This is a genomic window from Arthrobacter wenxiniae, assembly GCF_013376105.1.
Lineage (GTDB): Bacteria > Actinomycetota > Actinomycetes > Actinomycetales > Micrococcaceae > Specibacter > Specibacter wenxiniae.
The window spans coordinates 20,364-42,062 of the sequence record NZ_JAAMFM010000031.1; the positions used below are offsets into that span (position 1 = coordinate 20,364).

Consider the following 21,699-nt stretch of genomic DNA (forward strand, 5'->3'; position numbering starts at 1 on the left):
TAGTGCTGCGCAAGCATTGGCAGGAAAACCAAAGGGCCCTGTCCCCCTCCATTTCGGTGGAGGACAAGTCCCCCTGTCCTGCGCGGGGCACGGGCGGGACGGCTACTTGCCGAAGACGTCCTTGGACGCGTCCTTGACGTGCTCCCCGGCCTGCTTCGCCTTCGCGGCGGCTTGGTCAGCTGCGCCTTCGGCCTGAAGCTTTTCGTTGTTGGTGGCGTCCCCCAGGGACTCCTTTGCCTTGCCGGCGGCTTCCTGGGCTTTGTTGCTGATCTTATCTCCGAGACCCATGGGCCCCTCCTTAATCTCAATCCAACAGTTACGCCGTCGACTGTACAAACCTTCTCTGGTCGTTTGCTGGGAGGCAGGCCAATGACCGGGCCCGTGAGTCCCCGTGAGTCAGGGACGGGCGAGCCGCGCCCGGGCAACCACTCCCACCTTGGACGTTCCGTCCGGACTCATGATGTCCTTCCGGAACTTCCGCCGGGCACCCTTGTAGATCGGATCTCCTCCCCCATCCCGGCAATCGCCGCCCGTATCACCCGGTGCAGGGCTGGGCCCCTGGGAGGGACAGAATGGTGGCTCTCGCGTTGCGTGTGGACGTGCCGGCATGGGTGGACCCACCCACGGCGAACGAGAGCGCGGTCACTGCGAGCGCCACGCAGGCAACGGCCTTGCCAAACGACAGCAGGCTTCGGACCCAGCGCTTCTTGGATGACGATCCAATCCCCAGCGCCGCCTGGAGCAGCGGCCAGGGGGCCAAGGCGCCCAGACCGAGGACCATGGCCCTCAGGCCAACAGTTCCCCCGGGCCAGTTCCGCCGGGCAGCTTTGCCAACTGCGCCAAGGCCCCGGACTCGCCGTGTTCACCGCCGGGGTGGAATGCCACACTGATGGCGACCTAACAGGTGGACCCGGCCGCTGCCCGTACGTCCGGCGCGGGCGCTGAACGTCAGCGCACGGCTGTGGCCGCCATTGCGGGCGGGCCTGCGCCGAGGAGGCCCGGTCCCTGGTCATCCTCCCGGCCACGGACGACGGCGTGGATCCGGCCCCCGGCCTGCGCAGCCTCACTGCGGACCGGTAGCCCGGCACGACCGGGCGGCTCTTAGGGCTGGGTTGGGACCCTGCCGGCCTTGGCCTTTAGCGCGTTGATGATGCGTGGCACGCTCCGGCCGGTCTGCTGAGGGAGCTCCAGCTTCACGGGTCAGCGGCCATGAAGAATTTCCCATGGGCGGCCACGAAAACCCTGCGGATTTGAAGTCGCCGTTGACACTACTTGCATGAACCAAGTAGTCTGCCACCCTTCTTGCCACCCGAGTACCCGGAATTCAGGTGTCGATCACTCGTGTCAACCTTCAGCGATGTTCATAGCCTTTTCTTAGGGTATTCAACGCGGTTCCAGTCATGGAATAGGAGGTCTCCGCCGTGGGACACAAGTATCCTGGTCTGCTCGCAGGCACGACGATCCCAGACATGTTCGCTGGCCACGGTGACGGCGCTGCCGTCATCGAACCGGAGGGGCAATACACGCCCATCTCGTCCCCCCGCTACGAGGCCGCCAGGCAGGCCCTGAGCGAGGCATGGGAGCACCGCCCGCCCGCCTACTCGTGGGAACGTGCCGTGTTTGAACAGTCGGTGATGCCCGCGGCCCGCGCGGAATTGCAGGCCGCATGGCTGGAAGCCACCGAGCAACGCGAGGATCATAGCCGATCTGCCGCAACGGACAAGGGACTGTGCGAAACGCGTCCCTTGGAGGCCTGCGGGTCCACACCCGACACCAGGCCGGGACAGAGGGCCGCGCCAACTGACGATGCACCACATCGCCGGCGACTCCGAACCGCCAGTCGCCACCGATGTACTTGAACAACTTCAGGTGTGAACTATTTGGTGTCGGACCGTCCAACCTCCACCGCATCAGCAGGTAACCAGCTGCATGCGGCCGTCTTTCATGCCTCCTCCACCGGCTCCACGCAGGCCATTCTCGTGACCGGTCATTTTTGATTGACTTCTTGGGCTCGCGCTTTTCTTCAAAGCGGGTGTTCCCCGTCAGGCTGGCCCCGTTTTCGGAAAATGACGAACTCCTGGCCTCCCCTCAAGGGAGGACTCATTTTGATGGCTGCTGACGCCTGTTAGGCCCTTGAGTCTCCGCGGATATTCGGCCGATCGTCGTTAGTGCCCGTACTCGCGGCATCCCATTCTCGAGCGACCGCGGTCAGGAATCGGGCTAAAAAACAGTTCCAATGCGCTGGCGTCCTTTTCCAGGGAACCGCAGCTGCCCCGACGGCTTCCAGCCCCACCGCACCCCGGCCCTCAGCGCAGGCCGCGACTGTGCGCCAGTGCAACTGCCTCGGACCGGGAACCGACGGCAAGTTTTTTCAGCACATTCCGGACATGGAACTTGACGGTATTTTCACTAATGTTCAGTGCCATGGCAATCGAGCGGTTGCGCTCCCCGGCGGAGAGGTGCTCGAGCACCTTGATTTCGCGGGGGCTCAACTTCCATGCGGTAACGTTGCCACCTCGCAGCTCGGGCGGGTTCAACGGCAGCGACACGGCGACGTCTGCCCCCCAGCCAGGGATCACATCCATTTGCATTGTGCCGGTGAGAGCCTGAACTTGGCGGTCCAGCCGCGCCATGCCTTGAGACTCCCGGGAGAGCGCCCCATGGCCGTCGTCACGGACGTTCACCAGCAGGTTTTCGCCGTCGCAATCCCACTGCGTGCGAATTCTGTGGACGTCCGGCTGGTCCATCATCGCCAGGACCAGTCCCCGAACAATGGCACGCGCCGCGTGGGCAACCTCCCCGGGAAGCGCCCTGCCGTTCCGAGGGGGTTCGACGAACTGGACATCGATGCCGCTGAAGCGTGTCAGCGGGCGCAGGTCATCCCGCAACCTCTCGAAGGCCCTGCCAACCGGCTCCTCCACGAGGTCAGTGGTGCGGTCGTTGAGGGTGCGGAGCCCGATGAGGGACTTGGCGGTCAGGTCCGTGACCGACGAACGTGCCTCCTTGTCATTGAGGGAGGTTGAACGCACGGCAGCCAGAATTGTCTCCAGTACCGTGGAGTACTGGTCAACGAGTTCTGCAGTGACGCGGACACGCTCTGCCGACGCGGCCCGCGATTCCAGCAGGTACGACGGCGGTGCGTCAGCGACCTTCTCCTGGATCCGCCGGGCCGTGAGGCCCCATAGGTAGCCCACCATCCCCAATGCTTCATCAGGCATCAATTCAGCGGCAGGATCAGGGTCGGTCAACACCAGCAGCGCTTGGCTGGGCGTGTACTTCATGGCGAGGACATGGCGGGGCCGACCCGCTATCTCCGCTTCCCCCAGCCACGGGGCTTCATCCGCAAGGGTGGCACGGAGCTTGTCGAGTTCGGCAATGGAGGTGCGGGAGATGATCGCCTCCGATCCCGCCTTCTTGTGCGGGCGGCCAGTACAGTCCTCGGTGAAGATGAGCAGTGCGCTGCTTGCCACATACGGGGCCGTGGCATCGCGCAGGCGCTCGGCGATGCTCGTCAAGGGAGCCGCAGCCAATGCTGCAATGGAATCCAGCAGCGTACCGGTCCTGCCGAAAAATGGCGTAGCGGCCAAGGTCGAACCCCCTCTGTCGGTGAAATGGTCGCCGCGGACAATCGCGGAGCATCCTCGTTCCCTACCCGAAAGAGTAGTGAAAACCATTATAAGAGCGTGTTACGCCCACCCCCGACGTTCGAAAGGATGGATACAGGCCGCGCAACAAGTGCCGCGGCCGCCCACTGTCCGTCAAACTGACCAAAGGTACTTCCGTGAGTTCCACTGCTGCGCCAGCGCCTCCCGACATCACGAGACACGTCGTGAGAGAAAATCTCTCACTCGTACAGGACGAAATTGCTGTTGCCGTAGCTGGACTGGATGATCGACAACTGACCGTTCTGGCCGCCGAACTCCAGTCAGCCCGCCGGGTCTTTGTGGCCGGTGCCGGGCGGAGCGGATTGGTGCTGCGGATGGCAGCCATGCGCCTGATGCATTTGGGGCTGACTGTCCACGTGGCCGGTGACGCCACGACGCCCGCGATCTGCTCCGGCGACCTGCTCCTCGTGGCCTCCGGATCAGGAACGACGTCGGGAGTCGTCAAGTCCGCGGAGACGGCAGCAGGGGCAGGTGCCCACATCGCGGCGCTCACCACGAGCGCCTCCTCCCCTCTGGCCGTCCTCGCGGACGCGCTGGTCATTATCCCCGCCGCACAAAAAACCGACCACGGATCCGGCGTTTCGCGCCAATACTCCGGGTCACTTTTCGAGCAAGCACTTTTTCTTGCCACTGAGTCCGTCTTCCAGACCTTGTGGGAAGACGCCGGGCAACCCGCCGAACAACTCTGGCTCAGGCACGCAAACCTGGAATAGCCCGTGACCTGGACCCCCGCAGTTTCCTACAGAAAGTGAACTAAACATGAAGCTCCAAGTAGCCATGGACCTGCTGACCATCGACGACGCCCTCGAACTGGCCGGAAAGGTCGCCGAATACGTCGACATTATCGAACTCGGCACCCCCTTGATTAAGGCCGCCGGCCTCGCCGCCGTTACCGCCATTAAGGACGCCCACCCGGACAAGATCATCTTCGCTGACATGAAAACCATGGATGCCGGAGAGCTCGAAGCCGACATTGCGTTCAAGGCAGGCGCCGACCTCGTCTCAGTCCTGGGAAGCGCGGACGACACCACGATCGCCGGCGCCGTCAAGGCCGCCAAGAGTCACAACAAGGGCATCGTGGTTGACCTCATCGGCGTTGTGGATAAAGTCTCGCGGGCCAGGCAGGCACATGCCTTGGGCGCCCAATTCATCGAGTTCCACGCCGGACTTGATGAACAGGCACAACCCGGTTTCGACTTGAAAGGCCTCCTCAGCGCAGGAAGGAACGCCCTCGTTCCGTTTTCCGTCGCCGGCGGCGTCAACCTCAGCACGATTGAGGCGGTCCAGCTGGCCGGCGCTGATGTAGCCGTGGCTGGCGGCGCGATCTACGGCGCGGCCGATCCCGCCCTGGCGGCAAAGAAACTTCGGGTAGCCATCGTCTAGTCTTGCGAATTTCCGGTATCACGGCTGTCCCCTGCAGCGAAAAGGCGGGCCACCGCCACACGCCCCTTCCGAGGCCCTGATGGTGTGCGCGGCACCCCGAACGGGTGATTTTCAAGCAGTTCGTGAGCATCAATGACTGACAAGCAAACTCTTTCGCGCAGAAAAGGCGGAGCCAACCCGCTTCGGGACAGCCGCGACCGCCGGCTGTCCCGGGTGGCGGGCCCGTCGTCGCTGGTGCTCTTCGGGGGCACCGGGGACCTGTCCCGCAAGAAGCTCATGCCAGCCGTGTACGACCTGGCCCAGGGCGGGCCGGACTGCTGGCGCCGGGTGGTCATTGAGAAGCCGTTCGGGCACAACCTGGCCTCGGCTAGGGCGCTGAACGACATTGTCGAATCGGTGTTCCCGCCCGATGCCATGTTCCGGATCGACCATTACCTGGGCAAGGAAACCGTCTGGAACATCCTGGCCCTGCGCTTCGCCAACCAGTTCTTCGAGCCCCTCTGGAACGCGAACTATGTGGACCATGTGCAGATCACCATGGCCGAGGAGAAGTCCGGCTGGACATCAACACCCGGCGCTGGTCGGGGGTGCCGTTCTACCTGCGGGCCGGCAAGCGCCTGGGCCGGCGCGTGACGGAGATCGCGGTGGTCTTCAAGCGCGCCCCGAACCTGTTGTTCACCGACCACGCCGAGGACGACTTCGGGCAGAACGCCGTGGTGATCCGGGTCCAGCCCGACGAGGGCGTCACGATCCGCTTTGGCTCCAAGGCCCCCGGGACGCAGATGGAGGTCCGCGACGTCACGATGGACTTTGGCTACGGGCACGCCTTCACCGAATCCAGCCCGGAAGCCTACGAGCCCGGCAGCAGGGGGCCCAGGCTGCACCGCGCCATGGGCGCGCCCACCACCATGACGGAGGACCCCCGGGGCACCGGCATCCGCCGCGTAATCCTGGAACGTGAGGGGGGCAACGTCGAACTCCACCGCCCCGGCGCCATCGAGGCCGAAATGAGCCAGCCCGGCCAGCCCGTGCAGCAGATATCCCTTCCGCGGCGCACCCTGCAGGACTGCCTCGCCGAGGAACTGCGCCGGCTCGACCCCGACGAAGTCTTCGGCGAAGGTTGTCCAGCACCGGTAGACCGCTGACGAGCAACGGATTGGTTCGTCCCGGGCATGTCCCCCGTGCGCGCCCCTCGGGCAGGCGTCCAAGTCCCCCTGTTGCCGATCGTTCCTGGCGCCAGGGACGTCAGAGGTCCAATACGAGACGCCTGCCCTTGCAGCGGGAAACACAGATCATCATGGTGTCCATCGCGGCTCGCTCGCCCTCGGAGAGAAGGCTGTCGCGGTGGTCGACCTCCCCGGCCAGCACGCCTGTCTCGCAGGTGCCACAAATCCCTTCCTGGCATGAGCTGAGCACGCGCACGCCGGCGCTCCCAAGGGCCGCCAGGATGGTGGTCCCCACCGGCACGTCGATCTCCTGTCCGTCGTTGAGTTCCACGACGAACTCGTGATCGCCCGCAGCGGGAGCGGTGGCGGCGCCGGCATCGGCAGGGTCGCCGACGAAACGCTCATAGTGGAAGCGCGACTGGTCAACCCACGGATTAATGTACCGCTGAATCGCTTTCAGCAGGGGTCCGGGACCACAGGTGTAGAGGTGGAAGCCGGCCTCGGGCTGCTCCAGCACCTCCGCCAAGGCATAGCGTCCACTTTCGTCGTCGGCGTGCACTTCAACTTTGTCTCCGTAAACCCCAAGTTCGTCCAGGAAGGCCATGCTCTGGCGGCTGCGTCCCAGGTACACCAACCGCCAGGGGACACCACTGCGGTCCGCCTGGCGAACCATCGGGAGAATCGGCGTGATGCCAATGCCGCCAGCGATGAATAGGTACTCCGGGGCGGGTCCGAGGGCAAAGTTGTTCCTTGGCCCTCGAACCTGGACCTTCGTGCCCGGCAGCAACTCATTGTGGACAAAGTCGGAACCTCCTCGTCCGGACACCTCATGCAGGACGGCGAGCCGCCACTGCGGCTCACCCGGTTCCGAGCACAGCGAATACTGGCGCACCAATCCGTTGGGCAACAGCACGTCGACATGGGCGCCGGGCTGCCATTCGGGCAGTGGTGAATCAAGTGGGTGCTCGAGCACGAGGGAAACCACGCAGTCTGATTCATGCTTGATGGTCGTGACGGTGACGTCGGAGAACTCGGTGATTTTCATGGTTCTGACTTTCACTTGCCGGGTTTAGCGCACGGAGGAGAGGAATGCCTTGGTCCGCTCGTGCTGGGGGTTGGTGATCACGTACCGTGCCGGACCCTGTTCAACGATTCGTCCATCGGCCATGAAGACCACTCGATCCGCCACGTCGCGGGCAAAGTTCATCTCGTGGGTGACGACGACCATGGTCATTCCCGAAAGTGCCAGGTCCTTCATGACCTTTAAGACGTCCCCCACCAGTTCCGGGTCAAGGGCCGAGGTGGGCTCGTCGAAAAGCATCAATTTTGGTTGCATGCACAGGGCGCGGGCTATCGCAACGCGCTGCTGCTGCCCCCCGGAGAGTTGACGCGGGAAGGCCCCCGCCTTTTCTGCCAGCCCCACCTTTTCAAGCAGTTCCAGTGCGCGCTGGACCACAACGGACTTTTTTTCCCCGAGCACCAGGCGGGGCGCCTCCACCAGGTTCTCCAGCACCGTCATGTGCGGAAACAGATTGAAGTGCTGGAAGACCATGCCGATGCCGGTGCGGCTCCGGCATATCCGGCTTTCCTTCTGCTCGTGCAGCCGTGTTCCCTTGATGTCATAGCCCATCGCCTTCCCATCCACCCACATGCGCCCGCCGTCGATGCCTTCGAGGTGGTTGATGCAGCGCAGGAAGGTGCTCTTGCCAGATCCGGAGGGACCGATGAGGCAGACAACCTCGCCGGCGTCGACCTCCAGGTCCAGGCCGTCAAGGACGTTGAGCTTTCCGTAGTTCTTCACGATCCCGTCGGCCCGCACCATGGGTGCAGCCCGGACCGTCGTATTTTCCGCGGCCGTCATAATTTTCCGCCTTTCCGGGCCAGCCGGTCGTGGGTGTTGAAAAACAACGTTAGTTTTTGCAGCGGCGTAAGCGGCAGGTTCCGTTGGCCGCCCTTGGCGAAGCGCCGTTCCAGGTAATACTGGCCAATGCTGAGGATCGACGTCACGACGATGTACCAAATGCTCGCGACCATCAGCAGGGGGATGGTCTGGAAGTTCCTGGCGTAGATGATCTGTGAAGAATAGAGGAGCTCCGGAACGGAAATGACACTGACAAGGGCCGTCGTCTTGAGCATTCCGATCGTTTCGTTTCCGGTGGGCGGAATGATCACCCGCATCGCCTGGGGCAGGACAATCCGGCGCATGGTCTGCAGCTTGTTGATGCCCAACGCTCCCGCTGCCTCGACCTGGCCGTGGTCAACAGAGAGTATCCCTGCCCGCACAATTTCGGACATGTAGGCCCCTTGATTCAAGCCCAGGCCCAGAATTGCGGCAAACATTGGCGTGATGATCGCGTTTGCGTCCAGGGCAACGCCGGGGATCCCAAAGCTAACCGTCGGGTACAGTGCAGCGAGGTTGTACCAAAACAGCAGTTGCACCAGGACAGGGGTGCCACGGAAAAAGTTCACGTAAGCGAACGCGGCCGTGCGCACCACGGGGTTGGGTGAGAGGCGCAGCACCGCCACCACCACACCAAGTACGATTCCAATGGCCATGCACACAGCGGTCAGCTCAAGCGTCACCGCGATGCCTTGAACGATGCTCACTTCCCGCAGGTACAGGCCCACGGTTTCCCAGCCAAACCGCGGGTTCGTGGCCACGGAGCGCGCCATCAAAACCGCGAAGACCGCAATGATGGCAGCGGAAACCCACCGGCCGGGATGTTTCGCCTTGACTACCGTGTAGTGGTCCCTGGTCCGGCCGGGCGATGTAAAAGTTGTTTTCTCAGGTGTCTTGGTCAGGTCTGTCACGGCGGCCTACTTTTGCACAATCTTGTTGGCGCTGATCGTGGCGGCGGCGGGAATGCCCCACTTGGCGTTGATTTCAGCGAACGCCGGGCTTTCGACGACGAGCCTGGTGGCTTCCTGAATCGCCGGGAGCAGTTCGGAACCCTTGTTCAGGGCCGTTCCGGTCGGCAGGGGGTCAAAGTCGGCACCAGCTCCCAGCTCAAATCGGCCGTCGGCAAGCTTGCCTTGGTAGGCCAGGGAAACACTGTCTGCAAGAACCCCGCTCACGCGTCCCGAGGTCAGGGCCAGGTTTGCGTCGGTCTGGGTCGGGAAGTTTTGTGCTTCGAGCGCTGGCTTGCCGGCGTCGGTACACTTTTTGGACAGCTGCGGAATCAAGTCCATGCTCTGGATCGATCCCTTCTGTGCCGCCACTTTCTGCCCGCACAGGGTCAAACCTTCGATGGCCAGTTTGAGAGGATTTTTCGGTGCAACCGCCAGCCCCGTGCCGTTGTCCAGGTAGGGAACGAAGTCCACTGCCTTGGCGCGCTCCGGCGTGACGGAAAATGCCGACATGCCCAGGTCATACTTGTGTGACGTCAGCCCGGGCAGGATGGTGTCAAACGTGGCAGGCACATGATCGGCCTTCAGGCCGAGCACGGCCGCGATGGCGTTGCCCATGTCCACGTCCCAACCGATCATGGTCTTGTTGTCCGTGTCGAAATACTCGAATGGCGGGTACGTCGGATCCGAGGCGATCTTCAGCACGCCAGCCTCACGGATGGTGGTCGGCAGGAGTGCCCGCGCCTTGTCATTGACAGTCAGCGTCGCGGCGACTGGCGACGCCAGCTCCGCCTGTCCGCCGGCTTGCGGGGAGGCCGGCACAGTGGTGCAGCCTGCCGCAACAATCGTGAGCGTCAATACTCCCGCTGTCAGGAGCGATTTTCGGAACGTGTGCATGAACTTACCTTTCGTGGGGGTCTCGACGTCGCTGTCGGACCCGGGCTGACTACAGGCTCTTGCTGGGTACTTCCGGTGCAATGTGCACCAGGTGCGTGCCCACGGTGACCAGCGATGGATGCCGCAGGATGGCCACCACCCCGTCCACCCGGGCACGATATTCGACTGGTTCACGATCCAGTTCGTCGATAAAATGTACGCGCGCCACCACATCTCCGGCCGAGACGTGGTCGCCCAAGTCCACCAGGGGTTCCAGGATCCCTGCCGTCTTCGAGGTGACAGCCGCTTCGGGCACGAGTTCGATCCACACGGGTTCGTGCGCGGCTGCGCGCAGGGGGACACCCGTGGACGCTTCCTGCAGCACGCCGACGTGCTGCAGGAAGGCGGGCAGGCCTGCCCGGATTAACTCCAGCGCACCCCGATCCACCGTGCCCCTGCCGGAGAGTTCGGTGGACAGCGAGAGAATCCCCGCGTCGTCACCGGCGCAGCTCAGCGAGCCGGGCTCGAGCCGTGCGGGGACCACCATGACATAAGGCAGGCCCAACAGCCTGGCGGCGTGCACCCTTTGCTCCCACAGTGCCGGGTCCGGCCCGCGATACAGGAAAGTGCATGGCAGATAGCTCGAATTCGTACCGCCGGAGTGCAGGTCCACCACGGCATCGGCAAGGGGGAGCAGCGCGCCCGCGACGAGATTGGCCGTCTGGGCGGTGGGGCCGCCCGCGGCACTGCCGGGGTAGCTGCGGTTGAGGTTGCCGCCGTCGATCGGGGAAACCCGCGTTCCCGCCCGGACGGCAGCTGAGTTCGCCGCGGGCACGACGATCAACGTTCCGCTGAGCTGCCCCGGCAGGGTGTTGCGGATGAGCTCATGGAGCAACACCTGTCCTTCATACTCGTCACCGTGGGTACCGGCCACCAGCAGCACCGTCGGCCCGGGCCCCGAACTGATGACTGCGACGGGGACCGGAATCACCGCACCGTCATGCACGTTATCGGAATGCACCACATGCCCGTAGCCAAGATGCTTGCCGGGCTCACCGAAATCGATTCCGGTGAACCGGGCACCGCTCGTGGGTGCCCGGACGCCTGCTGCCGAAGGGCTCACGGCACCCACCGCAAGGCATTTGCGCGCTTGGGGGCCATGGACACGACCGAAACCTTGGAAGGTGGCGCCGCCAGGCTCAGTCGGAGCGACTCCTCTTCCTCGCCTTCCACAATGAAGACGTCCCCGGGCTTGAGCCAGCGTTCCCACGGGCCGTTTTCCGCTGACACTAGTGCCTCGCCGGCAAGCCCGGCGACAATGAGCTGGTGACCGGCCGGACGGTGCAGCAGCCCGGTGTGGCCATCGGCATACTCGGTGACGTCGAGTTCTATGAAATCACGGTCCACTGAGACGCTGACCCCCGACTGGGTTTCATCGAGGCTGACCGTCCAGCGCCACGGGTCCCCACGCTCTGCCGTGTCCGGGCACGCCGCGAGGGTCCTGGCGTTTCGGTCCGGTTGCATGTCGCCTCCCAGGGCGTTGGCCCTGATCAACATCCACATGCGGGCCCCTACGCCGACCGCGGAGCAGCGGGCTCCACGGTCCGGTTGGCCGGGGACGCGTTTTGTTCCTTCTTCAACAATGCCGCCAGGATGCGTCGGGCCTTGGCCACTCCCCCGTCCTGGGCGATCAGAACATCGAATTCGCCGGCAGGCCGGTCCTGCATGCCGATCTCCTGGGCTTCCAGGGCCGCGGCGTCCTCATCCAGGACGGTGGCCAGCCCCACGAGCAGCTCCTGCGTGGCCTGGGCGTTGTCAACGCCAAAGTTCCGGCTGAAGGCGTAGTAGTACCAGGAATTGTGCTCGTCGATAGGCGTGATGCCGTTGAGGACCTTGATCAGGTACCCCTCCTCGCGCGGGCGGCCTTCACCGCTGATGCCTGAATGCAGCACATGGAGGTTCGGGACAAAGAACTCGGTGCAATGGAAGCGGTCAAAGAGGCCCCGGGCATCCATGGTCTCCGCATACAGCGGGGGGGCCTCCACCGAGGGCATCAGGCGGTCGACGCTGACCACATTGCCCTCCACCTCAACCGTGATGCCGTGCTCATAGATATAATCGTCGCCCACAGTCGTCTTGTGGAGGAACGACTCATGCGTCAGGTCCAGCAAATTGTCATGGATCAAATCTGTCCGGCACTTGAAGTGGACGGAGTGCGTCACGGTCGCCCATTCCGGATCGACCATCCAATGCGTGTCAGGCACATCCGCCGGATCGGCAAGCTCCGCGTCGCCCGTCCAAACCCAGATCCACCCGTCCTTCTCGACCAACGGGTACTTCCGCACGCGGGCCCGCTCCGGAATGGTCGTCTGGGCAGGGACCTTGGTGCACATCCCATCAGGACCGGACGTAAAACCGTGGTAACCACACTCCACGGAGTCCCCCACAGTCCGTCCCTCCGAAAGCGGGAATGCGCGATGGGCACAACGGTCGGCCAAGGCGACCGCCGCGCCGTCCTGGGTCCTAAAGAGGGCGATTGGCTGCTTACAAACCACCCGTCGAACGGGTTTGCGGGTCACTTCGGCGGACCAGGCGGCAACGTACCACGTGTTCAAGACAAACATCTTTCAAGCCTCCTTGCTTGGGTGTATACACCGTATACGACGAATACAAAGAGAGTCAATGGTCATTGTGAGGCTGTTTCCGTGGGGCGGGTGAAGCATCGGCATGGGGTATTAGACTCAAACCACCATCCAGCAGCGACGGAGATTTTGAATGGATTCACATCACAGCGTGATCAAGAAGCATGATCCACGCCCCCTGGCCATTCAGGTGCACGAGCGCATCAGCTCCGACATCATCGACGGAAATTTCCCGCCCGGCTCCTCGCTGGTGCAGGAGCAGGTGGCCGCCCTGTACGGCGTCTCCCGCACGCCCGTCAGGGACGCCCTCACGCAGGTCGCGCAGGAGGGCCTGGCCACCCTCGTTCCCGGCCAGGGGTACGTGGTCAATGACCTCACGGACAAGGACGTCCGCGACGTCTACGAGGTGCGCTACACACTGGAGGCCCTCGCCGCCCGGCAAGCCTGCGGCAAGCACTCACCCGCCCAACTGATACGCCTGCGGGCAATGATCGACGAGTTCGAAACCTTGGATCCGTCAGATGCACAGGCCTTGTTCCTGATGGGCAGCCAATTTCACGCGGCCCTGATTGAACCGTGCCCGAATGACTACCTGCGTTCCACTTTGGCCGCCATGTGGGCCCACCCCATCCAGCGCCGGATCACCATGACATACCGGCAGGGCCCCCACCACCAGGCCAAGCTCGCCGATGACCACCGGCGCATCCTCGAGGCACTTAAAACGAACGACCCCGAGACCATCGTGGAGGTCCTTCGCTACTGCCACGATCCGGCCGACGAACGGTCTGGACCGGGCGCCTGACCATGGCCGGTCAATACGGCCCAATGCGGCGTCGGCTTCACCGACTGGTCCGGATCGCCCGGCCTCAGCTCAGGAGGGTCTCAGCGGCGCGGCTCGCAGGGATGCTCACCGGGAACGTGGCCCGGAGCATCTCGAGTCGAGCGCCGCAGAACTCCGCCGCGAGTGCCCGACCGCCACACGCCTCCTCCGCCGGGCGTCCAACCCGGCCCGCCGTTTGAACCTGCTCGGCGGCCGCCAGCTACCGGGCGAGCAGCACCTGATCGTCAGGTCCGGCGATCCCGTGCCCAAGGACAGCGTGCCCAAGGACAGCGTGCTCAAGGACAGCGTGCCCAAGGACAGCGTGCTCAAGGACAGCGTGCCCAAGGACAGGGTGAATGCCGCCGTGACGGGGCGTGATGGGCATCCGGTGCCCGTCCACGTAACCGATGGCGCCGGCCGCAGCCCCAATCGGCGCATCCCGATGCCCTGGCGCGACTCATCGGCGTCAGCCCCGGACGTCAATAGGCGTGGTCCCCTCGCCGCCCCCGAAGATCCGTGAGTCATCGACAACGTCCCGGTCAGGCAGGACCTCGTTCCGACAATCCCGACGTTGGATTCCGGAAGCGTCGCTTGCTGATCCCCGCGGCCCCTGCTGGAGATCAGTAGGGCGCAAGGCCAGATAGAGGGCTGCCAAGCCTTGATCCACCGAAGTTGTGTGGGGTTGCTGCGGCGTTTTAAACACGAAATGCTCGCCTCAGGCGAATTCTCAGGGGCACTTTTTCGCTTTAACACGCCGCCCTCAAGAAGGTCCTACTCGCGGATCCGGGTCTAAGCACCAGGGCAGCAAAGGAATCCAACCTCGTGGCCACCACGGGCATCGGTGACAAATGCCCCGACGTCCCGGCAACGCCGCTGACATCCGTGGGAATCGGTCGACTCCAAAATCGAGGTTGCGACGGACGTCTCTCGGCCCAGCGACGACTTGGCGATGTCCACCCAGGACATGGGCTTCCTGTCCCGTGTGCATCCGAGGCTTGAATCTGCGCTCTCGAGCATTTTGGCGAGTGGCCAACTTGTCATGACGAAAGAGTCAGGCCGCACACACGGTGCGGCCTGACTCTTGTGCGCGCGACGTCGTTGAGCTTGAGGCCCCCATTCTCCTCGAACATGCCCCGGAAGGAGCGTGAGACGGCTTCCTCGTCCACTGCCAGGACCAAGACCTTGTAGTCGGCCAGATGGCCCGTCTCCACGGCCCTGCCGAAGCCGAGATGGCGGAATTATGGCCCGAACACTGGCTCGTCGTCCATGGAGTAGACGGCCAAGTTGTCCTCGGCGGCCTTGGCCTTGGACTCCTGGACATGGATGCGCGGCGTTGCCGTCACATGGAGGCGCTTGGCCGCCTTCAGACAGGTCTCATCGTCGAGGCGGACAAAAGTTGAAGCGTCATGGTCTGCTTCGGTGATTCCCGTGGTGCGGTGGGCCTCGCGGCAGAGGATCGTGTCAAAATCGGCAAGGCCCTGCTGCTGGACCTGGGCAATGACATCTGTGGAATGGTGCGTGGAGAAGACGACTGTCACGGCCTTCCGGCCGGTGCTGAGGCCGTGGCGGTTCAGCAGCTTGACCGGGTCCGTGGTGGCGGGGAAGGCCAGGTCATGGACGGAGACGTCCTCATTCTCCTTGCGGCCCGCCTTGGAGTCCACACAGACAGCGGGCGCCCTCAGAGGCATCGCGGCTTGTGCTGTCCGCTCGCTGAGAGTCTGTTGCAGCAGCGCGATGGAGGGGACGAGGAGGAGCACGGTTCCACCGATGGGCACCTGCTCCTCGACGATCTTCAATGATGTGTATGTCTTGCCCGTACCGCAGGCCATGATCAGCTTGCCGCGATCGCTGGATTCGAAGCCTCAGGCGACATCATTGATTGCGTCACGCTGGTATTTTCGGGGTTCCTTGCGGTCCACCTGGCGCACCTGCTCGGGGACGTCGAGTGCATCCTCGGCGTGCTTGGACCAAGTGGTCCGTGGTGTAGACCGCGATCCCCTAGGAGAAGTCGGTTTTGCCGGCGGCCGTGAAGAACGAGCCAATCTGCGCCTTCTGCAGCGTGGAGATCGGGTCGTAGAACTTGCACTGGATGGCCGTCAGCTCTCCGGTGTAGCGGTCTTTGGTGACCAGGTCCATGCCGGCGTCCACCTTGCCATCCCGGCCGGGGTATTCCTGCCACATCCAGACATCCGAAAACTGGTCCGCATACGTCGGCTCCAACTGCAGATACCGCTTGACCAGCCGCTCAAACTTGCCGCCTTTGTGCTTCTGGTCAATGGCAGTGAAATAGAGCCGGTCAAGCACGTCTTCGAATGTCGCAGATCCCCTGCAATCATCTTGCCGCATTCCGGCCGGTTGCATTGGACCGTAGGTGCGCACCGGTGCCATGGGTCCTTGAAAGGGGCTGCGACTGTGCGAAGTGCGGGGCTCCATGCGCCGCAAGGTACTCGTTCCGTGTTGCAGTATTGTCGAAATGCAAGCGCTCGGCCAGGACCCGCCACGTCGGTGACCAGACCGACGCGCTCATCGACGGCGGCATCCACCGCAGCTCGGAAATCGTCAAGGCGATGGCCCTGGGCGCAAAGGCGGTCGGCATTGGACGCGCCTACGTGAAAGGGCTTCCCGCCGCGGGCGAGCCCGTGGTGATGAGGATGGTCGACCTGCTGCGGGACCGGATGATCGACTCCCTCCGATTCCTCGGGGTCGACACCCCGCCTAGATCAACTCCTCGTTCCTCGAGGTCCCCCGCCCTGGTCCGGTCTCTCCCCCGACCAGCTCACCGGAGCACCCTCATGAGCGCAGGCCCGCCAATGAGTCCCGGTCTGGCCGAGAGCCCGTTCCAGCTCGGGTGCGTGACCAACGATCTCAACGAAACCACCCCCAGACGCAGGACACCCACCGGGTGGGCGCGTTCGTGATCATGCCGGCTGAAGCCGACACCCCCGGGTTCGTCGCGTTCCTCTGCGCCGACACCCGCACGGAGCTCGGACACTACCTCGAATACGTGTAACCCGCCACGGGTGCGCGGGCGCTGTTCGCCGGCGTCCCCGGCAGCGTCTTCACCGGCACCTGAGACTCGAGAGACCTGCCGCCGACGGGGCCACGGACCCGAACATCGCGCGGTGGCACTGTCGGCGGCGAGTGGACCGAACTGCTGGTCGATTGCTCTCAGCTTGTCTCTTAACCTTTTCGCGGATGACTAGGGATGACTAGCTCGGTGGCTCGTTCGGAGTCCGTGGGCATGTCCTTGATGATGCGGCGCAATTCGAGGTCACTCTCGATCCATTCGCGGTGGAGTTTGGCTACTTCCTGGCTGAGGGTGCGGGTGACGGTCTTGCCGTTGCCCTTGCTGCTCCACTGGTTGAACGGCGGACGCCCCGTAGTCGTTTCCGTGGCCGCTGTCCGGCTCAGCTCCACAGGGCAACGTGAACCTTGGAGCCCCTCTGCGCCAGCCCCCTGGACCCTCGCCGAGCCACCATGGCTGCGGTCGCCTCCGCCGTCGCGGCGAAGCGCTGCAGCGCCCGGGCCTGCCCCGTCGACCGGCCGCGGTCCAGAGTGCTGGCCCACCACATGCCGGTAATGGGTGTGCCGGCAGCGACCACTGCGACAAGGGCGTCCGTGCCCAGCTCGGCACGGACAACGTGCTCCAGGGCCAGCATGACTCCCTCCCCCGCCCTGACGGCCGCGAGCGCATCGGTCTCGCTGGTCAGGTTCACCACATCGGGAGGCCTCCCGACGGCGGCCAACCACCGTCCTTCTTCCGTGGCCTTCTCGATGCCGCGGGGTCCGGCAAACCATTGATGTTCCAGGAGTGCGGGTGCCGGGGCAGGCCCGCTGAACCTCGCCAGCGGGTGCGACGGGGCCGCAACCAGCACCCGTCGGTAGCGCAGCACCGGAACGCTCTCAACGCCGGCCATCGCTGCCAGCTCCGGGCGGGCACCCAGTGCAATGTCATACGAACGGCGGGTGAGCAGTGCCGCTATCTCAGAGGAGCCTTCCACAACAACTTCCAGTGGTATGTCGGCGTGGCGCCGGGCAAAGACATCCAGCAGCCGGCCCGCGGCATGCTCGGCAAAGGCGGCCGTGGCGAGCACCCGCAGCCCTTGGCCGGATCGCTGGGCCTGGCTTACGTCGCGGCGAATCGCGGCCACGAGGCCCACCACTTCCTCTGCATGGATGGCCAGGACCCTCCCGCCGGGCGTCAACGCGATTCCGCTGCCCGCCCGGACGAACAAGACATCGCCCAGGTCCCGGCGCAGGGCTGCCAGCGCGGCGGAAACGGCAGGCTCGCTGACCCCGAGGGCGGCAGCCGCGGCATGCAGCGACCCCAGCTTGGCAACCAGCGCAAAGGCCTGCAGTTGCCTCGCAGTCATCGCCATGGCGTCATAACCTTTCGCTTATGACGATGTTGACATGCCAAGGACGCCGGGACAAGACTGGCTTTCACTGGGAGCCTTGCGTTCCGCCTGGCTCCGCGAGCCAAGGGGTGGACTGTGCAGATTCCAGCTTCATTTGATTACGACCGCGCCACTGACGTGGCCCATGCAATCGCCCTGCTGCAACGCCACGGACCCGAGACACGGGTTGTGGCCGGAGGGCACAGCCTGCTTCCCATGATGAAGTTGCGGCTGGCCAGGCCCGAACGGCTGATCGACATCAACGACCTGCGCGAACTGGATTTCATCCGCCGCGATGGCACCATGCTCCGTGTTGGCGCGCTGGTACGGCACACGGCGCTTCTGGAATCGGCCGAAGTTGCGCAGCTTTTTCCGATCATCCGGGACGCAGAACAGGTCATTGCCGACCCCGTGGTGCGCAATCGGGGCACCATTGGCGGGTCGCTGTGCCAGGCCGACCCGGCCGAGGACCTCTCCACGGTTTGCGATGTGCTGGCGGCCGTTGCCATCATCAGGGGCCCCGGCGGCGAGCGTTCCCTGCCCATGGCGCAATTCCACCGGGGCCCCTATGAGACGGCCGTGGCGCCGGACGAGCTCCTGTGTGAGATTCACTTTCCCATCCATCCCCTCTCCTCCAGCGCCTACGAAAAGGTGGAGCGCCGGACCGGCGACTGGGCTGTTACGGCAGCCGGTGCCACCGTCACACTCTCCGAAGACGGCAGCATTGCCGACGCTGCGGTGGGCCTGACCGCCGTCGGGCTGGACGGCGTAGTGGCGGGAATTGCGGAGCTGCTGCGGGGCCGCCCGCCCGGGGAAGAACTGTTCGCGGAAGCCGGCCTGCTTGCCGCCGCGGCCGCCCGCCCCATCGAGGACCAGCGCGGCCCCGTCGACTACAAGCGCCACCTGGCCGATGAACTCACCCGCAGGGTCCTGCGGCGCGCCTGCGCCCGCGCGGCCCAGACCCGAGCACAGAAAGGCTGAGGCCGTGCAGATCAGCATGAGAATGAATGGTGGCGAGGTCACCCGTGACGTGGAACCGCGCGTCCTGCTCGTCCACTACATCCGCGATGTCCTCGGCCTGACAGGCACGCACTGGGGCTGCGACACCTCCAACTGTGGCACCTGCGTTGTCCTCATGGACGGCGAACCGGTCAAGTCATGCACCGTGCTGGCCGCCATGGCCGCAGGCCACGACATCCGCACGGTTGAGGGGCTGGCCAACGGTGCCACCCTGGATCCGGTGCAGCAGGGCTTCATGGAGGAGCACGGCCTGCAATGCGGCTTCTGCACCCCCGGCATGATGCTCACGGCCCGGGCACTCCTGGACCGCAACCCCGACCCGGACGACGCCGAGATCCGTCAGGCCATTTCCGGCCAGATCTGCCGGTGCACCGGCTACGCCACGATTGTCCGCTCCGTGAAGTGGGCGGCCAAGAACCCGCTGGGAACTGACTCGGGCACAGGCGCCGCCGAGCCTGGGGACACACCCGCCACTGAGGACGTGAAGGCATGACCACCGTTTCAGAACACGCGCCGAACCCGGCAGCCGGAGATCCGTCCCGGCCCATCGGCTTCGGCCGAATCCAGCGCAAGGAAGACCCCCGCTTTGTCCGCGGCAGGGGCAACTACGTTGATGACATTGTGCTGCCCGGCATGCTGCACGGCGCCATCCTGCGGGCCCCCGTGGCGCACGCCCGGCTGCTGTCCATTGACGCGTCCGAGGCGCTGGCGCATCCGAAGGTCGTGGCTGTCATCACGGGCAAGGACCTTGAGGCCCTGAACCTGGCCTGGGCGCCCACCCTGTCCGCGGACGTGCAGGCGGTGCTGGTCACCGACAAGGTCCGCTTCCAGGGCCAGGAGGTCGCGTTCGTGGTCGCCGAGGACCGCTACGCCGCCCGTGACGCGCTGGAGCTGATCAACGTCGACTACGAGTTCCTGCCGCCGGTCATCGACGCCCGCAAGGCCCTGGACGACGGCGCCCCCGTCATCCGCGACGACCTGCCGGGCCGCACAGACAACCACATCTTTGACTGGGAGGCCGGGGACGCGGCCGAGACGGATGCGATCTTCGCCAGCGCCGACGTCGTCGTTGCCCAGGAACTCGTGTACCCGCGCGTCCACCCGGCACCCATGGAGACCTGCGGCGCCGTCGCCGACTACGACACCGTCGACGGGCGGCTCACGCTGTACGAAACCACCCAGGCCCCCCATGCCCACCGGACACTGTATGCCATGGTGGCCGGCATCCCCGAACACAAGATCCGGGTGGTCTCCCCCGACATCGGCGGCGGCTTCGGCAACAAGGTGGGCATCTACCCCGGATACATCCTCGCCGTCGTCGGCTCCATCGTCACCGGAAAGCCCGTCAAGTGGGTGGAGGACCGCTCAGAGAACCTCATGAGCACCTCCTTTGCCCGCGACTACATCATGCAAGGCGAGATCGCAGCCACCAAGGAAGGCAGGATCCTGGCCCTGCGCACCAACGTCCTGGCCGACCACGGCGCCTTCAACGCCACGGCTCAGCCCACGAAAAACCCGGCAGGATTCTTCCACATCTTCACCGGCAGCTACGACCTCGCCGCCGCACATTGCAAGGTCACCGGCGTCTACACCAACAAGGCCCCGGGCGGGGTCGCCTACGCCTGTTCCTTCCGTGTCACCGAGGCCGTCTACCTGGTGGAACGGATGGTGGACATCCTGGCCCGCAAACTCGAGATGGATCCGGCCGAGCTGCGGCTGAAGAACTTCATCAAACCCGAGCAGTTCCCCTATGCGAACAAGACCGGCTGGGTGTACGACTCCGGCAACTACGAACCTGCCATGCGGCTGTCCATGGAAATGGCCGGCTATGACGAGTTGCGGCGCGAGCAGAAGGAAAAGCGCGAACGCGGGGAACTCATGGGGATCGGCATCTCCTTCTTCACCGAAACCGTGGGTGCCGGCCCACGCAAGCACTTCGACATTGTGGGATTGGGGATGGCCGACGGCGCCGAACTGCGCATCCATCCCACCGGCAAAGCCGTGGTGCGCATCTCCGTCCAGTCCCAGGGCCAGGGCCACGAGACCACGTTCGCGCAGATCGTGGCCGAGGAGCTGGGCATCCCGCCGGAAGACATTGACGTGGTCCACGGCGACACCGACCAGACACCGTTTGGCCTGGGGACCTACGGCAGCCGTTCCACCCCCGTCAGCGGCGGCGCCGTGGCCATGGTCTCGCGCAAGGTGAGGGACAAGGCCAGGTTCATCGCTGCGGCCATGCTGGAGACCCGGGCGGAGGACCTGGAGTGGGAGAAGGGCCGATGGTTCGTCAAGGGCGACCCTTCGGCGGGCAAAACCATCAGTGAGATTGCACTTGGCGCGCACGGCACCCTGACCCTGCCCGACGGCGTCGACGGCAACCTTGACGCGGAGGTCACCTATGACCCGCCCAACCTGACGTTCCCCTTCGGCGCCTACATCTGCGTTGTCGACATCGACCCGGGCACCGGGCACGTGAAGGTGCGCCGTTTCATTGCTGTTGATGACTGCGGCACCCGCATCAACCCCATGATCATCGAGGGCCAGGTGCACGGCGGCCTGACTGACGGCGTGGGCATGGCGCTCATGGAAATGATCTCCTTCGACGAGGACGGCAACTGCCTCAGCGGGTCCTTCATGGACTACCTGATCCCCACGGCCATGGAGGTTCCCGACTGGGAAACCGGATTCACCGTCACCCCCTCCCCGCACCACCCCATCGGTGCCAAGGGCATCGGCGAGTCGGCCACGGTGGGTTCCCCGCCCGCCGTCGTCAATGCCATTGTGGACGCCCTGGCACCGTACGGGGTCACACACATGGACATGCCCTGCACACCCGCCCGTGTATGGGAGGCCATGCAAGGCCGGACCAGGCCGCCGGTCTGA

The 21,699-nt window shown here is 64.5% G+C and carries 21 protein-coding genes and 2 pseudogenes; 10 read left to right on the top strand and 13 right to left on the bottom strand.

Features of this window, described 5'->3' with window-relative positions; all coding sequences use genetic code 11:
• Positions 1-102 precede the first annotated feature (102 nt).
• Together G6034_RS16155 and G6034_RS16165 are read right to left on the bottom strand one after the other, a co-directional pair.
• A complete protein-coding gene (locus G6034_RS16155; protein ID WP_176636142.1) occupies positions 103-288 on the bottom strand; it encodes a CsbD family protein in 186 nt (61 codons plus the stop codon).
• Positions 289-2,306: 2,018 nt separating this feature from the next.
• On the bottom strand, positions 2,307-3,515 hold the full coding sequence (locus tag G6034_RS16165; RefSeq protein WP_343038114.1) for a helix-turn-helix transcriptional regulator: 1,209 nt from the start codon (positions 3,513-3,515) through the stop codon (positions 2,307-2,309).
• A gap of 314 nt (positions 3,516-3,829) precedes the next feature.
• Here G6034_RS16165 and hxlB point away from each other — a divergent pair, with 314 nt between their 5' ends.
• The 4 genes and pseudogenes from hxlB to G6034_RS19930 all read left to right on the top strand — a co-directional run.
• Complete coding sequence (gene hxlB / locus G6034_RS16170; protein ID WP_343038115.1) at positions 3,830-4,378, top strand: 6-phospho-3-hexuloisomerase; 549 nt, start codon at positions 3,830-3,832, stop codon at positions 4,376-4,378.
• Between the two features lie 46 nt (positions 4,379-4,424).
• Positions 4,425-5,048: a 3-hexulose-6-phosphate synthase gene (gene hxlA, locus G6034_RS16175; protein WP_176636145.1), complete on the top strand. Its 624-nt coding sequence runs from the start codon at positions 4,425-4,427 to the stop codon at positions 5,046-5,048.
• Between the two features lie 132 nt (positions 5,049-5,180).
• Positions 5,181-5,905: pseudogene (locus G6034_RS16180) on the top strand (glucose-6-phosphate dehydrogenase); the annotation flags it as partial.
• A 36-nt stretch (positions 5,906-5,941) separates the two neighbouring features.
• Positions 5,942-6,193: pseudogene (locus G6034_RS19930) on the top strand (OpcA/G6PD domain-containing protein); the annotation flags it as partial.
• Between the two features lie 100 nt (positions 6,194-6,293).
• Here the strand turns inward: G6034_RS19930 and G6034_RS16185 are convergent.
• The 7 genes from G6034_RS16185 to G6034_RS16215 are packed head-to-tail and all read right to left on the bottom strand — an operon-like array spanning position 6,294 to position 12,561.
• A complete protein-coding gene (locus tag G6034_RS16185) occupies positions 6,294-7,259 on the bottom strand; it encodes a PDR/VanB family oxidoreductase (RefSeq protein ID WP_176636146.1) in 966 nt (321 codons plus the stop codon).
• Positions 7,260-7,283: 24 nt separating this feature from the next.
• Complete coding sequence (locus G6034_RS16190) at positions 7,284-8,075, bottom strand: amino acid ABC transporter ATP-binding protein (RefSeq protein ID WP_281375511.1); 792 nt, start codon at positions 8,073-8,075, stop codon at positions 7,284-7,286.
• On the bottom strand, positions 8,072-9,025 hold the full coding sequence (locus G6034_RS16195; RefSeq protein WP_343038116.1) for an amino acid ABC transporter permease: 954 nt from the start codon (positions 9,023-9,025) through the stop codon (positions 8,072-8,074). Before G6034_RS16195 ends, G6034_RS16190 begins: the two co-directional genes overlap by 4 nt.
• Positions 9,026-9,031: 6 nt before the next feature.
• Positions 9,032-9,958 (bottom strand): ABC transporter substrate-binding protein, encoded by a 927-nt coding sequence (locus G6034_RS16200; protein WP_176636147.1) that lies wholly within the window; start codon positions 9,956-9,958, stop codon positions 9,032-9,034.
• A 49-nt stretch (positions 9,959-10,007) separates the two neighbouring features.
• Complete coding sequence (locus tag G6034_RS16205) at positions 10,008-11,060, bottom strand: succinylglutamate desuccinylase/aspartoacylase domain-containing protein (protein ID WP_176636148.1); 1,053 nt, start codon at positions 11,058-11,060, stop codon at positions 10,008-10,010.
• Positions 11,057-11,500, bottom strand: a complete 444-nt coding sequence (locus G6034_RS16210) for a hypothetical protein (RefSeq protein ID WP_176636149.1) — start codon at positions 11,498-11,500, stop codon at positions 11,057-11,059. Before G6034_RS16210 ends, G6034_RS16205 begins: the two co-directional genes overlap by 4 nt.
• Before the next feature lie 8 nt (positions 11,501-11,508).
• Positions 11,509-12,561, bottom strand: a complete 1,053-nt coding sequence (locus G6034_RS16215) for an aromatic ring-hydroxylating oxygenase subunit alpha (protein WP_176636150.1) — start codon at positions 12,559-12,561, stop codon at positions 11,509-11,511.
• Between the two features lie 151 nt (positions 12,562-12,712).
• Between G6034_RS16215 and G6034_RS16220 the strand changes: the two genes are divergently transcribed.
• The gene (locus G6034_RS16220; protein ID WP_176636151.1) at positions 12,713-13,381 is read left to right on the top strand and encodes a GntR family transcriptional regulator; all 669 of its coding nucleotides are present in this window, start codon (positions 12,713-12,715) and stop codon (positions 13,379-13,381) included.
• A 214-nt stretch (positions 13,382-13,595) separates the two neighbouring features.
• A complete protein-coding gene (locus G6034_RS16225) occupies positions 13,596-13,919 on the top strand; it encodes a hypothetical protein (protein WP_176636152.1) in 324 nt (107 codons plus the stop codon).
• A 718-nt stretch (positions 13,920-14,637) separates the two neighbouring features.
• On the opposite strand, the gene G6034_RS19940 is transcribed toward G6034_RS16225, so the two are convergent.
• Together G6034_RS19940 and G6034_RS19945 are read right to left on the bottom strand one after the other, a co-directional pair.
• Positions 14,638-15,195 carry a DEAD/DEAH box helicase family protein gene (locus G6034_RS19940; protein ID WP_246296145.1) on the bottom strand — a complete coding sequence of 186 codons (558 nt, stop codon included), beginning with the start codon at positions 15,193-15,195 and terminating at the stop codon, positions 14,638-14,640.
• 202 nt (positions 15,196-15,397) lie between these two features.
• On the bottom strand, positions 15,398-15,787 hold the full coding sequence (locus G6034_RS19945; protein WP_246296147.1) for a restriction endonuclease: 390 nt from the start codon (positions 15,785-15,787) through the stop codon (positions 15,398-15,400).
• Between the two features lie 77 nt (positions 15,788-15,864).
• On the opposite strand from G6034_RS19945, the gene G6034_RS16235 reads away from it, so the two are divergent.
• Positions 15,865-16,317 carry an alpha-hydroxy-acid oxidizing protein gene (locus tag G6034_RS16235; RefSeq protein WP_218063988.1) on the top strand — a complete coding sequence of 151 codons (453 nt, stop codon included), beginning with the start codon at positions 15,865-15,867 and terminating at the stop codon, positions 16,315-16,317.
• Between the two features lie 262 nt (positions 16,318-16,579).
• Here the strand turns inward: G6034_RS16235 and G6034_RS16240 are convergent, their stop codons facing one another.
• Complete coding sequence (locus G6034_RS16240; protein WP_176636154.1) at positions 16,580-16,816, bottom strand: DUF6788 family protein; 237 nt, start codon at positions 16,814-16,816, stop codon at positions 16,580-16,582.
• Positions 16,807-17,778, bottom strand: a complete 972-nt coding sequence (locus G6034_RS16245; protein WP_246296149.1) for a LysR family transcriptional regulator — start codon at positions 17,776-17,778, stop codon at positions 16,807-16,809. The genes G6034_RS16240 and G6034_RS16245 overlap by 10 nt, the downstream gene beginning before the upstream one ends.
• Before the next feature lie 114 nt (positions 17,779-17,892).
• Here G6034_RS16245 and G6034_RS16250 point away from each other — a divergent pair, with 114 nt between their 5' ends.
• From G6034_RS16250 to G6034_RS16260, 3 genes are read left to right on the top strand one after another with little or no spacing between them, the layout of a single operon-like run.
• The gene (locus G6034_RS16250) at positions 17,893-18,777 is read left to right on the top strand and encodes an FAD binding domain-containing protein (protein WP_176636155.1); all 885 of its coding nucleotides are present in this window, start codon (positions 17,893-17,895) and stop codon (positions 18,775-18,777) included.
• 4 nt (positions 18,778-18,781) lie between these two features.
• Positions 18,782-19,309 (top strand): 2Fe-2S iron-sulfur cluster-binding protein, encoded by a 528-nt coding sequence (locus G6034_RS16255; RefSeq protein ID WP_176636156.1) that lies wholly within the window; start codon positions 18,782-18,784, stop codon positions 19,307-19,309.
• Positions 19,306-21,699 carry an aerobic carbon-monoxide dehydrogenase large subunit gene (locus G6034_RS16260; protein WP_176636157.1) on the top strand — a complete coding sequence of 798 codons (2,394 nt, stop codon included), beginning with the start codon at positions 19,306-19,308 and terminating at the stop codon, positions 21,697-21,699. The genes G6034_RS16255 and G6034_RS16260 overlap by 4 nt, the downstream gene beginning before the upstream one ends.